This is a genomic window from Anaerospora hongkongensis (assembly GCF_004339805.1).
In the GTDB taxonomy this organism is placed as follows: domain Bacteria; phylum Bacillota; class Negativicutes; order Sporomusales; family DSM-15969; genus Anaerospora; species Anaerospora hongkongensis.
Genome location: NZ_SLUI01000002.1, coordinates 38,889 through 60,035, shown reverse-complemented (window position 1 = coordinate 60,035; position 21,147 = coordinate 38,889). Strand labels below are relative to the sequence as shown.

At 49.5% G+C, this 21,147-nt stretch carries 18 protein-coding genes and 1 other annotated feature; of the genes, 17 read left to right on the top strand and 1 reads right to left on the bottom strand.

Annotated features, from left to right (window positions below):
• Positions 1–3: 3 nt before the first annotated feature.
• The 8 genes from purD to EV210_RS02685 all read left to right on the top strand — a co-directional run bounded on the left by purD (position 4) and on the right by EV210_RS02685 (position 10,507).
• Entirely contained in the window at positions 4–1,272 is a 1,269-nt protein-coding gene (gene purD / locus EV210_RS02720; RefSeq protein WP_132075275.1) for a phosphoribosylamine--glycine ligase, read from the top strand.
• 15 nt (positions 1,273–1,287) lie between these two features.
• Positions 1,288–1,812 (top strand): DUF456 family protein, encoded by a 525-nt coding sequence (locus EV210_RS02715; protein ID WP_132075272.1) that lies wholly within the window; start codon positions 1,288–1,290, stop codon positions 1,810–1,812.
• 130 nt (positions 1,813–1,942) lie between these two features.
• Positions 1,943–3,208 (top strand): dicarboxylate/amino acid:cation symporter, encoded by a 1,266-nt coding sequence (locus EV210_RS02710; protein WP_132075270.1) that lies wholly within the window; start codon positions 1,943–1,945, stop codon positions 3,206–3,208.
• Positions 3,209–3,400: 192 nt separating this feature from the next.
• Positions 3,401–5,419, top strand: a complete 2,019-nt coding sequence (locus EV210_RS02705) for a molybdopterin-dependent oxidoreductase (RefSeq protein ID WP_132075267.1) — start codon at positions 3,401–3,403, stop codon at positions 5,417–5,419.
• Positions 5,413–6,405 carry a gamma carbonic anhydrase family protein gene (locus EV210_RS02700; protein ID WP_132075264.1) on the top strand — a complete coding sequence of 331 codons (993 nt, stop codon included), beginning with the start codon at positions 5,413–5,415 and terminating at the stop codon, positions 6,403–6,405. The genes EV210_RS02705 and EV210_RS02700 overlap by 7 nt, the downstream gene beginning before the upstream one ends.
• Before the next feature lie 674 nt (positions 6,406–7,079).
• Positions 7,080–7,865, top strand: a complete 786-nt coding sequence (locus EV210_RS02695; protein ID WP_132075261.1) for an enoyl-CoA hydratase/isomerase family protein — start codon at positions 7,080–7,082, stop codon at positions 7,863–7,865.
• Between the two features lie 141 nt (positions 7,866–8,006).
• Complete coding sequence (locus tag EV210_RS02690; protein WP_132075258.1) at positions 8,007–8,768, top strand: SDR family NAD(P)-dependent oxidoreductase; 762 nt, start codon at positions 8,007–8,009, stop codon at positions 8,766–8,768.
• Between the two features lie 50 nt (positions 8,769–8,818).
• Positions 8,819–10,507: a methyl-accepting chemotaxis protein gene (locus tag EV210_RS02685; RefSeq protein ID WP_132075254.1), complete on the top strand. Its 1,689-nt coding sequence runs from the start codon at positions 8,819–8,821 to the stop codon at positions 10,505–10,507.
• 76 nt (positions 10,508–10,583) lie between these two features.
• On the opposite strand, the gene EV210_RS02680 is transcribed toward EV210_RS02685, so the two are convergent.
• Positions 10,584–11,309, bottom strand: coding sequence for an MBL fold metallo-hydrolase (locus EV210_RS02680; protein ID WP_132075251.1), 726 nt, complete (start codon positions 11,307–11,309; stop codon positions 10,584–10,586).
• Positions 11,310–11,459: 150 nt separating this feature from the next.
• On the opposite strand from EV210_RS02680, the gene EV210_RS02675 reads away from it, so the two are divergent.
• The 9 genes from EV210_RS02675 (at position 11,460) to EV210_RS22465 (ending at position 21,081) form a co-directional block, all read left to right on the top strand.
• Positions 11,460–13,829, top strand: coding sequence for an ATP-dependent DNA helicase (locus EV210_RS02675; RefSeq protein WP_132075248.1), 2,370 nt, complete (start codon positions 11,460–11,462; stop codon positions 13,827–13,829).
• A 103-nt stretch (positions 13,830–13,932) separates the two neighbouring features.
• Positions 13,933–14,191 (top strand) — a binding site (T-box leader).
• 150 nt (positions 14,192–14,341) lie between these two features.
• A complete protein-coding gene (gene trpD / locus EV210_RS02670; RefSeq protein ID WP_132075245.1) occupies positions 14,342–15,379 on the top strand; it encodes an anthranilate phosphoribosyltransferase in 1,038 nt (345 codons plus the stop codon).
• A 26-nt stretch (positions 15,380–15,405) separates the two neighbouring features.
• Positions 15,406–15,987: a phosphoribosylanthranilate isomerase gene (locus EV210_RS02665; RefSeq protein WP_243650407.1), complete on the top strand. Its 582-nt coding sequence runs from the start codon at positions 15,406–15,408 to the stop codon at positions 15,985–15,987.
• Entirely contained in the window at positions 15,980–16,759 is a 780-nt protein-coding gene (gene trpC / locus EV210_RS02660) for an indole-3-glycerol phosphate synthase TrpC (RefSeq protein WP_132075239.1), read from the top strand. The genes EV210_RS02665 and trpC overlap by 8 nt, the downstream gene beginning before the upstream one ends.
• A complete protein-coding gene (trpB, locus tag EV210_RS02655) occupies positions 16,749–17,936 on the top strand; it encodes a tryptophan synthase subunit beta (protein WP_132075236.1) in 1,188 nt (395 codons plus the stop codon). The genes trpC and trpB overlap by 11 nt, the downstream gene beginning before the upstream one ends.
• A complete protein-coding gene (gene trpA / locus EV210_RS02650) occupies positions 17,933–18,727 on the top strand; it encodes a tryptophan synthase subunit alpha (protein ID WP_132075233.1) in 795 nt (264 codons plus the stop codon). Before trpB ends, trpA begins: the two co-directional genes overlap by 4 nt.
• Positions 18,724–20,199: an anthranilate synthase component I gene (gene trpE / locus EV210_RS02645; protein ID WP_132075230.1), complete on the top strand. Its 1,476-nt coding sequence runs from the start codon at positions 18,724–18,726 to the stop codon at positions 20,197–20,199. Before trpA ends, trpE begins: the two co-directional genes overlap by 4 nt.
• A gap of 2 nt (positions 20,200–20,201) precedes the next feature.
• Positions 20,202–20,768 carry an anthranilate synthase component II gene (locus EV210_RS02640; protein ID WP_132075227.1) on the top strand — a complete coding sequence of 189 codons (567 nt, stop codon included), beginning with the start codon at positions 20,202–20,204 and terminating at the stop codon, positions 20,766–20,768.
• 136 nt (positions 20,769–20,904) lie between these two features.
• A complete protein-coding gene (locus EV210_RS22465) occupies positions 20,905–21,081 on the top strand; it encodes a hypothetical protein (protein ID WP_165898762.1) in 177 nt (58 codons plus the stop codon).
• Positions 21,082–21,147 lie beyond the last annotated feature (66 nt).

Sequence of the window (21,147 nt, the reverse complement as noted above, 5' to 3'; positions counted from 1 at the left end):
GCCATGCGCATACTGGTTATTGGCGGCGGCGGCCGCGAGCATGCTTTAGTGTGGAAGCTGTCTCAAAGTCCTGAAGTAGAGGAAATATATTGCATCCCCGGTAATCCCGGCATTGCGGCGCTGGCCCATTGTGTTGACATGGATATAACCGACAATGCGGCGCTGGCCCGGTTTGCCAGGGAGCAGAATATCGGTTTGACCGTAGTTGGCCCTGAGATACCCCTGGTGAATGGAATTTGTGATACTTTTGCCAGGCTGGGACTGGCCGTCTTTGGCCCTTCGCAGGCGGCGGCCCAAATTGAAGGCTCAAAGACCTTTGCCAAGGATTTAATGCAAAAATACGGCATCCCCAGCGCCCGTTACGCGACATTTACCTCTGCGGAAGAAGCCAAGGCGTATATCCGGGAACAGGGAGCACCGATTGTTGTGAAGGCTGACGGCCTGGCAGCCGGAAAAGGGGTAGTGGTGGCCCTTTCTGTCGATGAGGCGGTTGCTGCCGTAGATACAATGATGACGGAGCGCATCTTCGGCGATGCCGGTACTGTTCTGGTAATCGAGGAGTTTATGGAAGGCGAAGAGGCTTCGCTGCTGGCCTTTACTGACGGTTATACGGTAGTACCGATGGTAGCCGCGCAGGATCATAAGCGTATTTTTGACAATGATGAAGGGCCTAATACGGGCGGAATGGGAACGTATGCTCCCGCTCCGGTTGTGACGGAAGCTTTAAAACAGCAGATTGTCCGCGAAGTTTTACAGCCTGCCGTTGAGGCTATGCGTAAAGAAGGCTGCCTTTATAAGGGTTGCCTTTATGCAGGCTTAATGATCACGGCTGAAGGTCCCAAGGTAGTAGAATTTAATGCCCGTTTCGGCGATCCGGAGACCCAGGTGGTCTTGCCGCTGCTCAAGACGGATTTGCTGACCGTTCTGCTGGCATGCGTCAATGGCACGCTTGCAGATACTGCCATTGAGTGGGCTGAGGAAGCGGCTGTGTGTGTCGTTTTGGCTGCAGGCGGTTATCCCGGCTGGTACCAGAAAGGACATGTCATTAGCGGTCTTGAACATGCAGAACAACAGGGAGCACTGGTATTCCATGCCGGTACTGCCACCGATAAAGGCAGCGTTGTTACCGCCGGAGGCCGGGTCCTGGGCGTGACAGCGGTGAGCGGGAGCATTGCGGCTGCCGTGGATAAAGTGTATGGTGCTATCCCGGAAATTCAATTTAGTGAAATGCACTATCGCCGTGACATTGCTCATCGCGCGTTAAGACGGTAACAGGCAGGTGTCACAATGGATGTAGGCGGCTGGATGTTAAATATCGTGATGCTCATCATTTTGCTGGGGGGCTTTTTCCTTACCGTAATTGGTCTGCCCGGCAATTGGCTGATCTTCTTTGCTGCTTTGGGTTACGGTTTCTATTACGATTTTACCGGCTTTACGGTAAATCTGGTGCTGCTGCTGCTCGGCTTACTGCTTGCCGGCGAGATCGTGGAATTCATTGCCGGTGCTTTAGGAGCACGCAAACAAAAGGCCTCTACACTGGCTACGGTGGCTGCTTTTATCGGTGGCATTGCCGGAGCGGTGGCAGGTACGGCAGTGCTGCCGATTATCGGCTCTTTGTTTGGAGCCTTTGCCGGAGCTTTTGGTGCAAGTTATCTCGCAGAATACCTGATTACCGGCAATCGCGATCAGTCCCACCGGGTGGCAAAAAGTGTTTTGGCTGGGCAAGTAGCCGGTATGGTGGTAAAAATGGCAATTGCTATTGCAATGGCAATAACGATAGTGGTTAATCTCATCTGGAATAAAATGTATTGACATTATTCACCAGCTTTGCCATAATTTAAATAGATCATTCTTCGCCAAAGACGATGGTGTCTTGCAGCTTTCTGCAAGGCACCATTTTTGTCTTTATCAGCGGTAATGCCAAATTAAAGGAGGCTGGCTTATGTTCAAAAAAGTACCCTTGTGGCAGCAAATTATTGTTGGTATGGTGATTGGTATTGCCATTGGTTTGTTAACACCCAAGTTCGGTGCTCAACTGAAACCGCTGGGAGATGCTTTTATTCGGGCTATTCGTATGATTGTCGTACCGTTAGTATTTACGGCAATTCTATTGGCAGTGGTAAAGGTTGGCGGTGACATCCGCAAATTTGGGAGAATGGTAGCCAAATCCTTGTTCTGGTTTTTTGTAGCCACTTCATTTGCCGTCATTTTAGGAATAGCACTCAATGATATTTTTCACCCTGCTGCAGGTGTCACGCTGAAGGCAACTGGTGAGATTCCAAAAAATCTCCAGACTTCAGTTAACTGGGTACAGTTTTTTCTGGACATTATTCCTACGAATGTGGTTGAAGCCGCTGCAGGAGGTAAGATTTTACCTATTATCTTTTTTGCTGTAACCTTCGGGATTGCCCTAGGGAATATTGGTGAAAAAGCACAAGTTGTGATTGCTTTCTTTGATGCAGTGTTTCAGGCCTTATTCAAGCTTACAGCTGGTATTATAGCCTTTGCCCCGATCGGCGTTGCCGGTGTTATGGCCTGGGTATTGGCTACACAAGGACTGAATGTGTTATTCGGCCTTGCTAAAATGGTGGGTGTTCTCTATCTCGGTTTGGCAATTATGTTAGGGATCTTTTGGGTATTTCTCCAGTTCTTTACTGCTATCAATCCACAGCAAATGTTTAAAAAAATTCTTGAGCCCTTTCTACTTGCTTTTGTTACCACTTCCTCCGAGGTGACACTGCCTGTACACATGAAAATCCTCGAAGAGAATGGTGTGCCTAACCGGATCGCCTCATTCGTGCTGCCTCTGGGCTATACTTTTAATCTAGACGGATCGACTCTCTATCAGGCCCTGGCATTCTCTTTTCTGACGGAAGCTTATGGTATCGAAATGTCGCTGGCAACGAAAGGCGCTATCTTCGTAACCATCCTAATTGCCAGCAAGGGAACCGCCAGCGTGCCGGCAGCTTCGCTGGTCGTGCTTGCCACGGTGTTTACTTCACTTGGAATGCCGCTCGATGGTATTGCCGTACTCATTGGTGTAGACCGTTTTATGGATATGGGACGTACCGGTTTTAATGTTATCGGCAATTCGGTAGCGGCCATTATGGTTGCTAAATGGGAAGGTGTGCTTGGTAAAACCGAGGAAGAACTGCTTGCAATGGAAGAACAGCAGCTTATTGCCAAGCAACAACACTTGCAAGCATAATTAAATTGATAAATAGTAAGAAATCAGCGTTATGGCAACAATAAGAAAGAAGTCTTTTCTAAGCGAAAAGACTTCTTTCTTATTTATTCACTGGGCAGAAAAGGGGACAGTCCCCTTTTTGGAGCAGGAAACAAATCGAAAAAGCACGAAAATAACCTCAACCACATTCTCAAAAGTAAAGGAGAAAATGTCATGCAAATTTTCCGCTCCGCCTGTCCATATGATTGTCCGGACACTTGCGGACTGCTCATTCATGTTGACGAAGGCAAGGCCGTTAAAGTAGAAGGCGATCCCGAGCATCCCTTTACGCGCGGCACACTCTGTCCCAAGATGAATCACTATGAAAGAACAGTCCATTCTCCGCGGCGCATTGAAACCCCTTTATTGCGCACAGGTCCCAAGGGAAGCGGCGAATTCACTCCGATTGGCTGGGATGAGGCTATTGCACATATTCAGAGCAAATGGCAGTCAATCATTGCCCAATACGGTGCGGAAGCTATTCTACCGTACTCCTATGCCGGTTCGATGGGCCAAATCCAGCGCAATGCCGGGCATCCTTTTTTTTATAGCCTTGGCGCATCGCAGCTGGAGCGTACTATTTGTTCGCCTGCTAAGGGGGTTGGCTACGGTGCAGTCATGGGAAGTACTATGGCCCCTCATCCGTCAGAGGTGCAGGACAGTGACTTTATTATTCTCTGGGGAATACATGCGCTGGCAACAAGTATTCACAGTCTTCATGATATAAAAATCGCTAAGGAACGGGGAGCAAAGGTCTGGCTGATTGACACCTATCAAACAGGGACAGCCCAAGTTGCTGATAAAACCATTGTAATCCGGCCGGGAACTGACGGGGCTTTGGCATTAGGCATCATGCATGTAATTGCCCGGGATAACCTGATAGACCGGGACTTTATCAATACTTCTGTCTTAGGCTATGAAGAACTGGCGGCCAAGATACTACCAGATTATTCGCCAGAGGTGGTCAGCGAAATAACCGGCATAGCTGCTTCCGTGATTGAAGAACTGGCAAGACTATATGCGGCAGCACGGGCGCCATTTATTACACTGGGCAGCGGCATGTCACGATACGGCAACGGAGCAATGACCATCCGGACCATTACTTGTCTTCCGGCACTGGTTGGCGCATGGGCAAAAAAAGGCGGTGGTCTGTTGGCCAGTATTTCTACAGGAAGTGCCTTTGACAGCAGCCGGGTAACCCGTGAGGATTTTCTGGAAAGGCCGACACGAAGCATTAATATGAATCAAATCGGTGAAGCCTTAAATGAGCTTTCTGATCCTCCCATTAAGAGTCTCTATGTATATGTTTCTAATCCGGCTATTGTAGCACCTGATCAAAATCGAGTGCTCCAGGGGCTGGCGCGGGAAGACTTGTTCACCGTTGTTCATGAACGGTTTATGACGGATACTGCTCTTTATGCCGATATTGTTCTGCCTGCTACTACCTCACTGGAACACAGTGACCTCTACCGGGCATACGGCCACTATTGCATGCAGCGGTGCCAGCCTGTAATTGAGCCGGTAGGACAGGCAAAATCCAACTGGGACGTTTTTTGCCTCCTGGCAGCAGCAATGGGCATAGATAAACCGTTCTTTAAGCAGTCGGCGGATGAACTGCTGGATAGTATTTTAGCCAATCCGTCGCCCTGGCTGGCCAATGCTCCTGTCGACAAGCTGAACGCCGGGCTGCCGATGGAATTGCCGCTGCCTGAAGGCTATAAAACAAAATTTCATACGCCTTCGGGCAAGATTGAAATTCTCAATACCCGGGAAAAAGAGGCGCTGCCTCGCTATACGCAGCCTTATGGTGATCCTGCTGATTTTTGGCTGATTAACTCGCCCGATATACGTTTGCTGAATTCCTCGTTTAATGAAAGAGCGGATTTAACGCAAAGCAACAAAATGCTTCTCCAAATGAATGCTGCTGATGCTGGAAAACTTGATTTACAAGACGGCCAGCTGGTAATTGCCTACAATGAACGGGGGCAGGCAGCTTACCAATTGAAAATTACTGATAAAGTTCCTGCCGGAGTGGTTGTTGCCGAAGGCGTATGGTGGCTTGAGCACACGGTCAGCCGCCGTTCATCCAATGCTCTTACCTCGCAGCGTTTAACTGACCGCGGCAGAGGCAGCACATTTTATGATGTCAAAGTCAATGTGCGGGCCAGTGGCGAAAGGACAGACCAATGTTAGCCGGGGGCCTTGCTGAATCGGCCTGCCTGTTGGGCAAAATGAGGCTTGGCGGTGATGTGGATATTGCTCAAGGTTCAATCCTTCGTTCCGATGAGGGAGGTATTACAATTGAGAATAGCAGCTATGTACTGGAAAACAGCGTGATTCTCGGCAATGCTGCTTTTCCCACCCATATTAAGGCTAAAACGGTTTTTGGACATAAATCGGTTGTTATCGGTGCTACAATTGGCAATCTCTGCGAGATCGGCAATAACGCACTGATTATGCCGGGGGCTGTGCTTGGTGATATGTGCATTCTGGGAGAAGGAACATTAATCCCTGAAGGAATGGCCGTTCCTGACGGCAGCGTGGTCGTCGGCAGACCAGGACGCGTCATCCGCCAGCTCACTGAACAGGACCGTAATATGATCAAAACGATGCGGGGCAATGACATCACATTGCCTGCATTCCAGGCAACTACAATCGAAAAACTGCCGGAAAAGAGGGATATGATGGGGAAGCTATATGCTTACGGTGATAAATATCCACAAATTGATGAAAAGGCGATACTATTTCCTTCAGCCGAAATTACCGGTGATGTTACAGTAGGCGCAAGAACAATTATTGGCGCCGGTGTGAAAATAATCGGTGATTCCCATGGGCCAATTCGCATTGGCAGCAATGTACAGATACTGGAGAATACGGTATTGCACCTACTGCCCGATAATGAGCTAATCATTGAAGATGAAGTGATTATCGGGCCGGGCTGCGTTATCCATGGCTGTCACATCGGCAGGGGAAGCGTCATTGAGCCGGGCGCTATCATTTGTGATAACAGCAAGCTGAGCAGCAATACGTTAGTGAAAGCAGGCAGTGTGGTGAAACAGAAAAGTCACTTTCCTGAACGGGTGGTAGTAGAAGGATTTCCGGCAGTGATTATTGAGTCGCTGACTGAAGAATTGCAAAAGCCTTCGTGGCGGCTTAGTTGCGAGAAGCTGACGAAGTGATGATTGATGGAAGATATAATCACCGCAAATCAAGAGGCTTTTTTGGAGCTAGCTAAGGGATTAGAGATAGAGGACTAATTGAAGTGCTTTGGATAGTATTCAAACTAGCTTTGATGGTGAGAGCTATATAGCAAATGAGGAAAAGATTGCAGCAACTACTTTTTGGCATTGCATCAGGTAAATAGAAGAGTAAGTAGGATTTTCTTTTACAACTCACATAAATAGGGTATAATATACATAGGTTAATATAGCAAAACGCCCCTGCTGGTAACAGGAGCGCTTTGCCTTTGGAATAGAGAGGTTACCTCCAGAATTCTCGGATGATTTGATAGATCATCCAGAGAAAGCCGCTTGAGACGGTGATAGTAAACCATTTCGTCGTAAAGCGCATTTTGTAATCACCTCCTATTCAGTTTGGGACGAGTGGACGCTCGTCCCATTTACATTATATCTCAACTTTGATAATATATGGTATTAGAAGTAAGATGAAAAAGAACTCAATAATTTAAAGTATAAAGAAAAAAGGGGACTGTCCCCTTTTTTCTTTATACTTTTCATGATAGGGCAGTTTTTTTGCAAATGCTACGTCCTATATTCAAAATAGCCTTCAGGGGCTATTTGTGGGATTACTAATAAAGTTAAATCAAACAAATAAATTATGGGAGGGTTTGACTATGGAAAATAAGAAGACTGTTGTAGTTACTGCAGTTCAAGGAATTGCCACCATTACACTCAATCGCCCTGAAGCAATGAATGCTTTCAATCGAGAATTAGTGGACGAATTAATTCGAAGCTTGCAGGAAGTAAAAAGTGATAACACAATCAAAGCAATAGTCCTGACAGGCAATGGCAAGGCCTTTACTGCTGGGGGAGATTTAGGACATCTGATTAGTTTGACAGATGCTATTACAGCCAGAAAGTTCATTGCTGATGTAGGACAGGTAGCCACTCTCATTATGTCCATGGAAAAACCGGTAATTGCTATGGTTAATGGTGTGGCAGCGGGAGCCGGCTTTAATATGGCGCTTGCCTGCGATATTATTTTTTGTGCCCAATCAGCTCGTTTTGCTCAAAGCTTCAGCAAAGTGGGATTAATTCCTGATTGCGGTGGCCTTTACCTATTGCCCCGTGTTGTAGGAGTACATAAAGCAAAAGAACTAATGTTTTCAGCTGATCTCATTGATGCTGAAACAGCTTTAAGCCTAAAAATAGTAAATCGGGTAGTTGCAGATGCTGAGCTTAAAGACGTTACGTATCAATATGCGGCACGGCTTGCTCTGTCAGCTCCATTCTCACTTGGACTGATAAAAACCATGGTGAACCGGAGTGGAAACTTAGATTTAGAGAGCACACTTGAACTGGAAGCTAATCTTCAAACTATTTGTATGCAGACTCAGGATCATCAGGAAGGGGTAGCTGCTTTTAAAGAAAAACGGCTTCCCGTATTCCAGGGTAAGTAATTTCTCGAGACGGCTCAAGTCCAATTAGATTTGGGGCGAAACACGGAAAAAGGGGACTGTCCCCTTTTTCCGTACCTCCTGGTAATTATGGGCAATCTGGCTTATAATAGTGCTAGCTTGTACAATTAGGAGGTATCCGACATGCTGCCTGCTTTCGATCTTACGGGGAAAGTTGCTATTGTGACTGGAGCAACGCGCGGCATTGGCCGTGGGTTGGCTGAGGGGCTGGCCCAGGCGGGGGCAAATATTGTGGTTGTCAGCCGCAATGGCGCTGAATGTGAACAGGCGGCGGCTGAAATTGCGGCGCTAGGCGTGAAAACGCTGGCCGTACCGGCAGATCTAACCAAGCTAGCCGATATTCAACAATTGGTGGCGAAAACACTGGAAGTCTTTCCGGTGATTGATATTCTCGTCAATAATGCGGGTAATGCGCTGACCCGGCGGGCTGAGGATGTAACGGAAGCGGACTGGGATCATGTAGTAAACCTGGACCTAAAAGGGGTCTTTTTCTGCTGTCAGGCAGTTGGCCGGGAGATGATCAAACAAAACCACGGTAAAATTATCAATGTATCTTCCATTTTAGGCTTAGTCGGCGAGAAATTGGTAGCTCCTTATTGTGCCGCCAAAGGCGGGGTCATTCAAATGACCAAAGCCCTCGCTTTGGAATGGGCACGTTATCATATTCAGGTTAACGCCTTGTGCCCTGGTTATGTGGAAACAGCAATCAATGCTGAAGAATTGAAAAATGAAAAAGTCCGTCACTATTTAGTCGGCAAGACTGCCGCCAAACGGCTGGGAAATGTGGAGGATATGCAGGGCGCTGTTGTTTATCTGGCGTCAGCAGCAGCAAACTATATGACCGGTCAGGTGATGACGGTAGACGGCGGCTGGAGCGCGCAGTAATTTTTGCACAATATTTACCAGGATTAACACTACTTCAGGAGGCTTTTTCGTTGAAGATCAAAACAAAACTCATACTGGGCTACCTGCTTGTCGGCTTATTGAGCGCAGTGGTAGCTGTGGCGGCAATCTATGGATTTGATCATATCAAAGACCGGTATCAGACCATTATTAAAGAAGAAGAATTTACGATCGTTGAGCTGCGGGAAATCCAGTACTATTTTACCGGACAGGCCAATGACGAACGCGGATTTTTACTTACTGGCAATCTTGAGTTTCAAAAAGAAATCAGCGAAAAGTCGGAGAATGTTAAAAAGCGGCTTGGGCTGCTGAAAAAACTGAGCGATACCGACCAGGAGCAGCAATTGCTTGACAAGATTGATAAGGCCCATTCGGACTTTACAACCATCAACTTTGCCGTGATTGATTTATATATGAAAGGGAAAGCGCAAGAGGCTAAACAACTGTCTTTTAATGAAGGCAGACAAACACGCAAGTCTTTAGAAACGAGCTTTAACGAACTGGTAAAAATACAAGAGGCAACAATGGCAGAAAGAATTGCGGCTGCCGAACAGCGGGCCGGGTTTCTGGTCATTGTCATTATCGGAGTAGCGATAGGGGCTGTGCTTGCCGGTACGTTAGCCGGGATCTTGATTGCCCGATTGATTGTCAAGCCCATTGATATTCTGCACGATGAGCTGATTAAACTGGCCGAAAGCGGCGGTGATTTGACGCAGACCATTCAGGTGACGAGCCGGGATGAGATTGGTGAGCTGGCAAAGGCAGTAAACCGGTTTCTGGCTGATTTGCGCCAGATTATGGTGCAGGTACTGAACTCGGCAGGCACGATGGCTGCTTCCACTCAGCAGCTGTCGGCAAGTGCTGCAGAAGCGGCGCAGGCTTCCAATCAGGTAGCTGCGACAATTACCCAGGTTGCTGCCGGTGCAGACCGTCAGCTGACAGCCGTAGCGTCAGCCGCGTCAGTTGCTGAGAATATTGCGGCTGAAATCAGACAGGCCGCGGCTAATACTGACACAGTTGCAGGTACTACAGGCAAGGCGGCTGACTCAACACAAAATGGCCGTAAGGCAATTGAACAGGCTGTTGATCAAATGGCCGGTATTGATGAAGCAGTAACAAAATCAGCTAGAGTTGTGGCCAAGCTGGGTGAGCGCTCTCAGGAAATCGGGCAGATCATTGATACCATTGCCGGTATTGCCGGGCAGACTAATCTGCTAGCCTTAAATGCGGCCATAGAGGCTGCACGGGCGGGGGAGCAAGGCAGAGGATTTGCCGTAGTGGCAGAAGAGGTGCGTAAGCTTGCCGAACAATCCCAGCAGGCCGCCAAGCAGATTGCCGCACTGATCGGTGAAATTCAGCGTGATACGGATAATGCAGTTATTGCTATGAATGAGGGCACCCGGGTTGCTGCTGCCGGATCTGTTGTCGTCAATCAGGCCGGGCAGGCATTTCAGGAAATCGCTGCATATGTCGGGCAGGTTTCCACGCAGGTACAGGATATATCCGGTGTTGTTAAGCAGGCAGCGGCTGATAGCAGGCAGATTGTTGCTTCCGTGAATGATATCCGTCAAGTAAGTGAAGAAACCGGAGCGCATACACAGACCGTTTCTTCCGTGACAGAAGAGCAGTCGGCATCAGCCCAGGAGATTGCAGCTGCCAGCCAGGCACTGGCTAACCTCGCCGAAGAGCTGACGCAGATTATCGGCAAATTCAAGGTGTAATTGACGATAAGTATTAGACTTTAAAAAGTAAGGGACTGCTTTGCTGTTAAGCAAAGCAGTCCCTTTTTGGATTAACTTAACGTACAAGGCGCTGTAAGGCCGCTCTACAGTTGCCGGTATAACTGCCGCCGTGGTAGCAGATGATTTGCTCGATATCATAAGTGAGCAGCTTTTTAATAGATTCTTTAGCGGTAGCCATATCCAATGTGTACTGCGGATTGGCCATCGCGAGGTTGTTATTCTCCATTGTCAGGGCATCGCCGCTAATCAAAGTCTTATCGTTATGCAGATAAAGGGAAATGTGTCCGGGCATATGGCCTGGAGTGGCAACGATTTCGATACCGCCGCAGCAGTCAAGATATGTTTTGTCGCATACGCACCAATCGACAGCAGCGTGCTTTACTTCCTGCAGCTTCTGTTGAAAGCTTCTGGCAAAGTCTCTTTGCTCTTCCGGCAATGTGGGGTAGAGGTCTTCGGCCTGCTGCAGGCGCAGGGATTTGAGTTTGCCGCTGATATATGGCTCGTCTTCACAGGAGGCAATTACCTGCAAATGGGGATAAGCTTGCTTGAATTCTGCCAGGGCGCCCATGTGGTCATAGTCATGATGGGTAATAATGATTTTGGTTAGCTTACTGCAGTCCAAACCTTCTGCTGCCGCTGTGCTTGTCAGCAAGGGGAAAAAGCCGGGATAACCACAGTCAATTAGCACCATCTCAGCTTCATCACTTACGATGACAGGATAGATGGTATTGGGTAGGCCGCCAGCGGTAAATTGTATCGGTAGAATGGTTAGCCTGTTCATGAGTAAGGCCTCCTAACGTTTATAACGCTATCATAACCTTAATCTAGAAAAAATTTCAAGTGCCATACAATTATTCCCTTTCTTGCTCTGAACGTTTGTTCGTGATAGTATGCTAATAGAAAGATCTACAGAGCGAAGGGTAAGAAAAATATGGCTGTTAACAGAATCATTAAGATTTCCGTAAGGAATTTAGTTGAATTTGTACTGCGCTCCGGCGATCTGGTAGCGGCTTTTACCAGCAGTTCGCGCATGGTAGATGGCGGTAAAATTCACCGGAAGATTCAACAGGCGCAAGGCGCGGAATATGAAGCGGAAGTCAGCCTGTCTATAGAAGTAGAGCGGGAGGATCTGGCGCTGCATATCGGCGGCCGGGCCGATGGCGTGATAACGGGTACCAAGGAAAATGGCACGCTACAGGTGACGATAGATGAAATTAAGTCAACGACTGCCGAACTGGAAACGATCGAAGCAGGTCACAATCCGCTGCACTGGGCGCAGGCTAAATGTTATGCCTATATCTATGCCCTGCAGCATGAGCTTACGGATATGAATGTGCGGATTTCCTATTGCCAGGCGGTCACGCTGGAACTAAAATTCTTCGAGCAGACATTTTCCTTTACTGAGCTGGCGCAGTTTTTCACTCAGCTTGTGGATCAATATGCAGCATGGGCGAAGCAGGTTGCCGAATGGATTGCCGTTCGTGACCGAACTGCGCAGGAGTTGGAATTTCCTTTCCCGCAGTTTCGCCAGGGGCAGCGGCAGCTGGCAGTTGCTGTGTATAAGGCGCTTGTTGAAGGACGCAGGCTGTGCGCTCAGGCACCTACCGGCACGGGAAAAACCATCGCCACTATTTTTCCAGCCATTAAAGCAATGGGGCTGGGCCATATTGAGAAGCTGTTCTTTTTGACTGCCAAGACCGTAACCCGCCGGCTGGCGGAAGAGGTTTTTGCCAGGCTGCGCGCAAGCGGCTTACAGTGCAAAACCGTAACGATAACGGCAAAAGAGAAGATCTGTTTTATGCCCGGCGCGGCCTGTACGCCTGACGAATGTCCCTATGCGAAGGGCTACTATGACCGCATTGGTCCGGCGCTGAGTGCCTGCTGGCGCTTAGAGAACCTTACCCGTGAGAATATTGAGCAGCAGGCCCGGGAGCATCAGCTGTGCCCCTTTGAATTTACCCTGGATTTGGCAGTATGGGCCGATGCCGTCATTTGCGATTATAATTATGTATTTGACCCTGCTGTTTATTTAAAACGCTTTTTTCAGGATAACGACAGTGCGTACTGCCTGCTGGTCGATGAGGCCCATAACCTGATTGACCGGGCGCGGGACATGTTCTCTGCTGAAATCAGCAAGCAGGATTTTCTTGCTATTCGCAAAGCAGTCATGAAGAAACTGCCCCGGCTGGCAAAAGCGGCCGGAAAGATAAATGCCTTCCTGCTGGAGACTGGAAAAGATTGTGTGGAAACGCCGCGAGCCGGGCAGTCAGCCGCCTGGATACAGGAGGCTGCACCGGACGCCCTGTTGCCGCTGCTGCGGAATTTTGCTTCCCAAGCGGAAAAATGGCTGTCGCAAAATGAGCAGACTGATTTTCGCGAGGCGCTCTTAGAACTGTATTTTCAGGTGTTTGCTTTTTTACGGACAGCGGAAATGTATGATGAGCGATATGTAACCTATGCAGAGAAGATCGAGAAAGATGTCCGGCTGAAGCTGTTTTGTGTGAATCCGGCCGAACTGCTGCGGCAGGTTTCGGCACGGGGCAGGGCGGCAGTCTTTTTTTCGGCTACGCTGACGCCGCTCGATTATTTCTTTGCAATGGTGGGAGGCGAGGACGGTGACGGCAAACTAGCGGTGGCTTCCCCCTTTTCTCCCGATCATTTGGGACTGTATATCGCCGATACAGTCAGTACCACTTATAAAATGCGGGATCAGACTTATGACGAAATTGTAGACAGGATAGCGGCAATGACTGGAGCCAGAACAGGAAATTATCTGGTCTTTTTGCCGTCCTACCGGTATCTGGAGGAAGTGGCCGGACGCTTTTGTGCCAAAGAGTTGCCGGTCAAGGTAATTCGCCAGGTCAGCGGGATGACGGAAGCGGAGCGGTCTGAGTTTCTGCAGCAGTTTGCTGTTGAAAACCAGGAGACGCTGGTAGGGTTTGTGGTATTAGGCGGGATATTCGGGGAAGGCATTGATTTGACCGGTGAGCGCCTAGTGGGAGCGGTTATTGTCGGGGTTGGCCTGCCGCAGGTTTGTCTGGAAAGGGAAATTATCCGCGAATGGTTTACAAAGAATCAACAGCCGGGTTTTGACTATGCGTATGTTTATCCTGGCATGAATAAAGTCCTGCAGGCGGCAGGGCGTGTCATTCGCACCGAATACGACCGGGGACTGGTCTTGCTGATTGATGAACGTTTTGCTGAGAGACGCTATAAAAAGCTGTTTCCCGCCGAGTGGCGAAAAGCTATGAGTGTTAAGAATGCTGCCGGCATTGCCGAAAAAGCACAGCGCTTCTGGTAGCAGGATTTGCAGTTGTTATTGATTTTAATGTAACTTTTTTCTTCTTTTGGTGTAAAATATACTTGACAGTGTAATATCATGGCTATACAATTAGAGCAAATAGCTACAAGCGATGAACGGGAAGAGTACATATAGCCGCTTTTGCTCAGCGAGCTGGTGACCGGACAGCCGGAGGTGTGATGACCAGCCAAAAGCGTATATCGAATGGTCCTGTGAGCTGCCTCCCGAACGTTTTCTAGTAGGAGAGGCCGGGTGCCACCGTTATAATGGCTAGGGTATCGGAGTAGTTTCCCGTACCTGAAAAAGAGAAAACGCTGTGTTTTCTGAATTAGGGTGGTATCGCGAACCATTTCGCCCCTTTGGGTGGAATGGTTTTTTATTTTGCCTCAATTCATGAAAACAAAGCAGTTTCTAAAGTAGGGTGGTACCGCGAACCATTTCGCCCCTTGTTGGGGGCGAAGTGGTTTTTTTTATTTCCAATATAAGATTTTCCCATATAAGGAGGAAAGGAAATGTTAAAAGACTATTTGGCTCACTTGCTGGGAGGCCAGGATTTCTCTGCCGCTCAGGCAGAACAGGCGATGGGAATCATTATGTCAGGGCAAGCCAGCCAGGCGCAGATCGGGTCCTTTCTTACAGCGCTTAGGTTAAAGGGAATTTCCGGCAGTGAGATCGCAGGCTTTGCTGCAGCAATGCGGCAGCATTCGCTGCGTATTACGTGCGGCAGACAGGACTTGCTTGATACTTGCGGTACAGGGGGTGACGGCAAAGGGACTTTTAATATCTCCACTGCTACCGCCTTTGTGGCGGCAGGCGCCGGAATTGCCGTGGCAAAGCACGGTAACCGTGGTATTTCCAGCTCGTGTGGCAGTGCGGACGTATTGACTGCGTTGGGTGTCAAAGTCGACCTCTCCCCTGAAGCTGTGGCCCAGGCGATAGAGAATATCGGCATTGGTTTTTTGTACGCGCCGGTATTTCACCAGGCCATGAAGCATGCCGCCAGGCCGCGGCAGGAGCTAGGCTTCCGTACTGTTTTTAATCTCCTGGGGCCGCTTACCAATCCGGCAGGGGCCGAGCGGCAGTTGATCGGAGTCTATGAAGCAGCTGCCGCCGGTAAAGTAGCAGAGGCCCTAATCAATCTGGGCATACAGCGGGCGATGGTGGTGCACAGCCTTGACGGTCTTGATGAGATTTCCACCGCTGCTCCGACTCAGGTGGTGGAAGTACAAAATGGCGAGATGAAGTCATATGTCATCTATCCGGAAGAACTGGGGTTTACTCTGTGTGATCAGAAGGCATACCGTGGCGGTTCCCCTATGGATAATGCAGCTTTACTGCGTGGTGTGCTGCAGGGCGAGCCGGGACCGAGAAGGGATGTGGTGCTGGTAAATGCGGCAGCAGCTTTGGTCGTTGGCGGTAAGGCCGAAACGCTGGCAGAAGGTGTGGCCATCGCTGCTAAAAGTCTGGATAGCGGGGCTGCCTATGCGAAATTAACCGAATTGCAGCAGTTGACCCAGAGCTATCGAGAGGAGGAATTAGCATTATCATAAAGATTTGCGGTATTACATCAATTGCGATGGCCGAAGCGGCCCAGGCGTCCGGTGCTGATTGGATCGGTTTTGTCTTTGCCAACAGCCAGAGGCGGATAGACAAAGCTAATGCCCGGGAGATCAGCCGTCAGGTACCGGACATTAGCAAGGTAGGCGTATTTGTGAATGCACCACTAGCCGAGGTACAGGAGATCGCCAGTCAATGCAAGCTGGACTATATCCAGCTCCATGGGGAGGAAAGTGCAGACTACTGCCGTACGCTGCAGCTGCCGGTGATCAAAGCGATAAAGCCTGGCGCTTTTTCAGCAGAAGAGGTCAACGCTTTTCCTGCGCAGTGGCTGTTGGTTGACGGCTTTTCTGAGCAGCAATTTGGCGGAGCAGGTGTACCCTTTGCCTGGACTGAGTTTCAGCAAATCAGGCAGCAGATTACTAAGCCGCTGCTGGTTGCCGGCGGGCTTCATGCGGATAATGTAGAGGAAGCTATGCGCCTGTTAGCACCGGACGGAGTGGATGTTTCCAGCGGGGTAGAAGTGAACGGTACCAAAAATGCCGTTAAGATAAGGGAATTTATCAGTACTGTCCGAAGGGAGGAGGAGCGATATGCTTGAACGAATCGCAGCGCATAAAAAAGAGGAAGTAAAACGTGATAAACTGCAGCTGCCACTGGGAAAGCTCATCAAGCAGGTTGTTCCCGGCACAATGGCTTTTTCAAAAGCTTTAACAGGCAAGAGCTGGAGCTTGATTGCCGAGTGCAAGCTGGCTTCGCCTGTGAAAGGCAGGCTCTCGGAGCGTACCGTTGGAGAATTGGCCCGGATCTATGATAACGAGGGGGCGGCGGCTTTATCGGTACTCACCGACAGCCATTTCTGCGGTACTGACCAGCATATTGGCGAAGTCAGGCAAGTAAGCAGCCTGCCGGTATTACGCAAGGACTTTATCGTAGATGAGTATCAGCTTTACCAGGCCAGACTGCTGGGGGCAGATGCCGTGCTGCTGATTGCCGCTATTTTAACCGACGCTCAAGTGCAGCAGTACTTGGCAACTGCCCGGCAAATCGGACTGGACTGCCTGGTAGAAGTGCATAGCAGGGAAGAGTTAAAACGGGTGCAGCAGACTCCGGCAGCTGTGATTGGAATTAATAATCGCAACTTAACTACTTTTACAACCAACGTGGAGAATACCTTCGAACTGCTGCCGTATTGTGCAGCCGACCGGCTGTTTATCAGTGAAAGCGGCATTCACTCCCGGGAAACGGCAGCTGCCTTACAGCGTGCCGGTATCCGGGGAGTATTGGTGGGGGAAGGGCTGGTTACGGCACAGGACATTGCCCTAAAGGTTCGGGAACTTAGCTTACAGGGAGGAATAACAAATGCCAAATAGTAAAGGTCGCTTTGGTCAATTCGGTGGGCGCTTTGTTCCGGAGACAGTTATGCCTGCATTGCTGGAATTAGAGGCATGCTATACCAGGCTTAAAGCGGATGACGGGTTTCAACAGGAATTTAAAAAGGTGCTATGTGAGTATGCGGGGCGGCCAACCCGGCTGTATTATGCCGAAAACCTGACAAAACATTATGGCAGAGCCAATATTTATTTAAAGCGGGAAGATTTGCTTCACACCGGAGCACACAAGATTAATAATGCCTTAGGGCAGGCAATCCTGGCTAAAGCTATGGGCAAGAAAAGGATTGTTGCCGAAACGGGAGCAGGGCAGCACGGCGTGGCAACAGCAACCGTTTGCGCTCTTTTTGGCCTCAAGTGCACGGTATATATGGGAGAAGAAGATATGCAGCGGCAGGCCCTGAATGTATTTCGCATGCGCCTGCTGGGAGCCGAGGTGAGACCGGTAACAAGCGGCACGGGAACGCTGAAGGATGCTACCAGTGAGGCAATCCGCGACTGGGTCACTCATGTAGAGAATACCCATTATATCATCGGCTCAGTAGTCGGTCCTCATCCTTACCCGATGATTGTCCGTGACTTTCAGGCAATTATCGGGGAAGAACTAAAAGCCCAGTCACAGGTTATGACAGGAGCAATTCCTGATTATCTGGTGGCCTGCGTAGGGGGCGGCAGTAATGCCATGGGCTTGTTCTATCCTTTCCGCAATGAAGCCAAAGCAAAGAAAATCGGCGTCGAGGCTGCCGGAAAAGGCTTAACAACAGGGGAGCATTCGGCATCCCTCACCCAAGGGAGGCCGGGCGTGCTCCACGGAGCGCTGAGCTATCTGCTGCAGGATGCGGATGGTCAGGTCATTCCTGCCTATTCGGTCTCGGCAGGACTGGATTATCCCGGAGTAGGGCCGGAGCATGCTTACTTTAAGGATGCCGGTTTGGTTACCTATACAGCGATCACGGATGACGAAGCTTTGGCAGCCTTTCAGCGGCTTTCCCTGCTGGAAGGGATCATCCCGGCCCTGGAAAGCTCTCATGCCCTGGCTTACCTGGAACAGCTTATGCCGCAAACGCTGCCGGGTGAAACGGTAGTAGTTTGTCTGTCCGGACGCGGCGATAAAGATGTGCAAATGGCGGCACAGTTAATGGAGGGGAAAATCGGATGAAGCTGGCTAAAACGTTAGAAGACTTACGGAATGCAAAGCGTAAAGGCTTAATTGTGTATCTTACCGCAGGCTGCCCCGATTACGAGATAACTGGTAAAGCTGTTTTGGCGGCGGCTGAGGCTGGGGCAGATGTGATTGAAATCGGCCTGCCTTTTTCCGATCCCATGGCTGACGGACCGGTTATTCAAAAAGCGGCTGCCCTGGCGCTGCAAGCTGGTGCAACGACTGCCAGGACGGTTGAACTGATTCGCAGCATTCGGCAGCAGTGCCAGGTGCCGTTAGTTGTTATGACCTATGTAAATACGGTATTGCAGTACGGCGTTGACCGCTTTGCCCGGGATTTCAGCGAAGCCGGTCTGAATGGGATTATTGTTCCTGATTTGCCGGTGGAAGAAAGTGAGCTTATTGCCGCAGCGTGCCACGCGAACAGCCTGGATACCATTCAACTGGCAGCGCCCACCTCAACAGGTGAGCGGATTGCCGCCATATGCAGCAAGTCCAGCGGTTTTATATACTGCGTGTCCAGTACGGGTGTGACCGGCATCCGGGACATTGATTACTGTCCTGTTGCTGAGGTAATCGGGCAGGTGCGGCAGTACTCGTCCATTCCTGCTGCTATAGGCTTTGGCATAGGCAGTCCGGAGGCTGCCCGCAATGCAGCCCGTTATGCCGATGCGGTTATTGTTGGCAGTGCGGTTATGGAGCTGTTAATGAATGAAGGGGTTCCGGCAGTCAGCGAATTTGTCGGAGCATTACGCAGCGCTTTGGATGAGGGGAGGGAATCGCCTTGAAGGTATACCCTTCCTTACCGGAATTTAGCAGTGCAGCCCGGCAATATAACACGGTTGCGGTTATGGCCGAGCTGTCTGCCGATCTGGAAACGCCTATTTCGCTTTATCTCAAACTGGTTGGCGAGGACCGGGGATTTATGCTGGAAAGTGCAGAAAGCGGTAAGAACTTTGGTCGGTATTCCTTTATTGGGCTGCAGCCTTTTGCCGAGTTCACCGGTCGCAGTGAGGCAAGTGAACTGATTTTGGAAAACGGGGCAAAAACAACAAGTAAGGGAAAGCCGCTGGATCTTCTGCGTCAGTTTATGGCCGGGTTTTCTGTCAGCCCTTTGCCGGAGCCAGCTCCGTTTATGGGGGGAGGCGTAGGGTATTTTGCCTACGATCTGATTGCAACGATGGAGCGGGTGCGCGGGTACCGGCTGCCGGACGATTTGGAACTGGTGCAGCTGCTGTTTTGCAGAGTCATTATTATTCTTGATCATTTGAAGCATACCTTGAAGATCGTCTATTTAGCAGCTGTTACAGAGCCAGAAAGTGCGGCTGAAAGCTATGCAAAGGCTGTGACGGAGATAGAACGGATTGTCGGTACAATCCAGAGCACCCAGCCGGTTATCTTAGCTGATGCTCCTTATCAGTCCCGCCAAGCTCCATTCCAGCTTCCAGCAGTTGATTCGGAAGCTGCCAGACAGTATATGGCAATGGTAGCTAAGGCTAAAGAGTATATTGCTGCCGGTGAAGCTTTTCAAATTGTATTGTCCCAGGAATTTTCCGTGCCTCTGGTTAACCATCCCTTTAATCTCTATCGCCGGCTGCGGCAGGTCAATCCGTCGCCGTATATGTTTTATCTCAACTTTGGGACTAATAAGCTGGTGGGCGCTTCGCCGGAAATGCTGGTGAAAGTGGAATCAGGCAAGGTATATACCTGCCCGATAGCCGGAACACGTCCGCGGGGCCGTACGAAGGAACAAGACAGCCAGCTGGCTGCAGAACTGCTGGCTGATGAAAAAGAACGGGCTGAACATGCTATGCTGGTAGACCTGGGCAGAAATGACATTGGCAGGATCAGCGCTCCAGGTACGGTTACGGTTGACCGGTATATGGACGTGGAGCTGTTCTCGCATGTTATGCATATTGTATCGGCAGTGTCCGGACAGCTGGCTAAAGGCTATACTGCTCTGGATGTTTTGCAGGCTTGCTTCCCGGCCGGCACGGTCAGCGGGGCTCCTAAGGTTAGGGCGATGGAGATTATTCATGAACTGGAAGGTGACTGCCGGGGGCCTTATGCCGGAGCAGTGGGATACCTTGATTTTAGTGGAAATATGGATACATGCATTACAATCCGCACGCTGGCCATCCAAGGAAAGCAGGCCAGCATACGAACGGGAGCCGGGATTGTATATGATTCGGTGCCGCGAACGGAATACCAGGAAATTCTGCACAAAGGGCAGGCTTTATTTAAGCTGATGGAGGAATAGCGATGATATTGATACTCGATAATTATGATTCCTTCACCTATAATATTTACCAGTGTGTCACCCAGCTGGGGTATGAGGTTGAGGTAATCCGCAATGATGCCGTTGGTACTGCTGCAGTAGCGGCTGCCGGATATGAGGCGGTCATTTTATCGCCTGGACCGGGAACTCCGGCTGATGCGGGGATTACAAAAGAGGTTATCAGCCTCCTAGCAGGAAAAGTGCCTATTCTGGGCGTATGCCTGGGGCATCAGGCTATTGCCGAGGTATTTGGTGCCACAATCATCCGGGCTCCTCTGCCTGTGCATGGCAAAGTATCGCCTGTGTATCATAATGGCCAGGGCATTTATACGGGGCTGAATCAGCCCTTTGTCGCAGGCAGGTATCATTCGCTGCTGGTCGATCAGGCCGGTTTTCCGGATTGTCTGACGGTTACAGCCCAAACGGAAGATGGGCTTATCATGTCACTTAAGCACAAAGAGTATCATATACAGGGCGTCCAGTTTCACCCAGAATCGGTGCTGACTGCCAATGGGATTAAGGTGTTTGAGAACTTTCTGCTTGCAGTTTAAGTGTAAAAGTTTACACAAAACTCTTAAAAACATTAATATATGTTGACAGGATTACAGTTTTGGTACTATAATCAAACCTATAAGTATTTAAAGTTAACGTTTGTTCTGTCGAATTTATAGAAATGCAGGTGCCGTCATGAGTGAGACAATACAAAAAGTCTGCAAACTTAACAGCGGTTTTTGGTTTAGCTTTAGCAGCCGGGGCTATTTTTTTAGCGTTGGTTATTTTGCATTTACCAAAACAACTGAATACGCAGCAGCTTTTGTGAAGAATCTTAATGATGGTCAGATTGCTATAAACTGCCGGACATAGGCGTGGCAGCGAATGTACAATCAACAAAGAAGAGGTTCTGCAAAAGAACCTCTTCTTTTTTTATTG

What these genes read in the sequence shown, in the direction of transcription:
- trpD (WP_132075245.1), top strand. Translation starts at nt 14,342, where the DNA reads ATGTTAAAAGACTATTTGGCTCACTTGCTGGGAGGCCAGGATTTCTCT.
- EV210_RS02640 (WP_132075227.1), top strand. Translation starts at nt 20,202, where the DNA reads ATGATATTGATACTCGATAATTATGATTCCTTCACCTATAATATTTAC.
- purD (WP_132075275.1), top strand. Translation starts at nt 4, where the DNA reads ATGCGCATACTGGTTATTGGCGGCGGCGGCCGCGAGCATGCTTTAGTG.
- EV210_RS02715 (WP_132075272.1), top strand. Translation starts at nt 1,288, where the DNA reads ATGGATGTAGGCGGCTGGATGTTAAATATCGTGATGCTCATCATTTTG.
- EV210_RS02680 (WP_132075251.1), bottom strand. Translation starts at nt 11,309, where the DNA reads ATGAACAGGCTAACCATTCTACCGATACAATTTACCGCTGGCGGCCTA.
- trpB (WP_132075236.1), top strand. Translation starts at nt 16,749, where the DNA reads ATGCCAAATAGTAAAGGTCGCTTTGGTCAATTCGGTGGGCGCTTTGTT.
- EV210_RS02675 (WP_132075248.1), top strand. Translation starts at nt 11,460, where the DNA reads ATGGCTGTTAACAGAATCATTAAGATTTCCGTAAGGAATTTAGTTGAA.
- EV210_RS02695 (WP_132075261.1), top strand. Translation starts at nt 7,080, where the DNA reads ATGGAAAATAAGAAGACTGTTGTAGTTACTGCAGTTCAAGGAATTGCC.
- trpC (WP_132075239.1), top strand. Translation starts at nt 15,980, where the DNA reads ATGCTTGAACGAATCGCAGCGCATAAAAAAGAGGAAGTAAAACGTGAT.
- trpA (WP_132075233.1), top strand. Translation starts at nt 17,933, where the DNA reads ATGAAGCTGGCTAAAACGTTAGAAGACTTACGGAATGCAAAGCGTAAA.
- EV210_RS02705 (WP_132075267.1), top strand. Translation starts at nt 3,401, where the DNA reads ATGCAAATTTTCCGCTCCGCCTGTCCATATGATTGTCCGGACACTTGC.
- EV210_RS22465 (WP_165898762.1), top strand. Translation starts at nt 20,905, where the DNA reads ATGAGTGAGACAATACAAAAAGTCTGCAAACTTAACAGCGGTTTTTGG.
- EV210_RS02690 (WP_132075258.1), top strand. Translation starts at nt 8,007, where the DNA reads ATGCTGCCTGCTTTCGATCTTACGGGGAAAGTTGCTATTGTGACTGGA.
- EV210_RS02700 (WP_132075264.1), top strand. Translation starts at nt 5,413, where the DNA reads ATGTTAGCCGGGGGCCTTGCTGAATCGGCCTGCCTGTTGGGCAAAATG.
- EV210_RS02710 (WP_132075270.1), top strand. Translation starts at nt 1,943, where the DNA reads ATGTTCAAAAAAGTACCCTTGTGGCAGCAAATTATTGTTGGTATGGTG.
- EV210_RS02665 (WP_243650407.1), top strand. Translation starts at nt 15,406, where the DNA reads ATGGCCGAAGCGGCCCAGGCGTCCGGTGCTGATTGGATCGGTTTTGTC.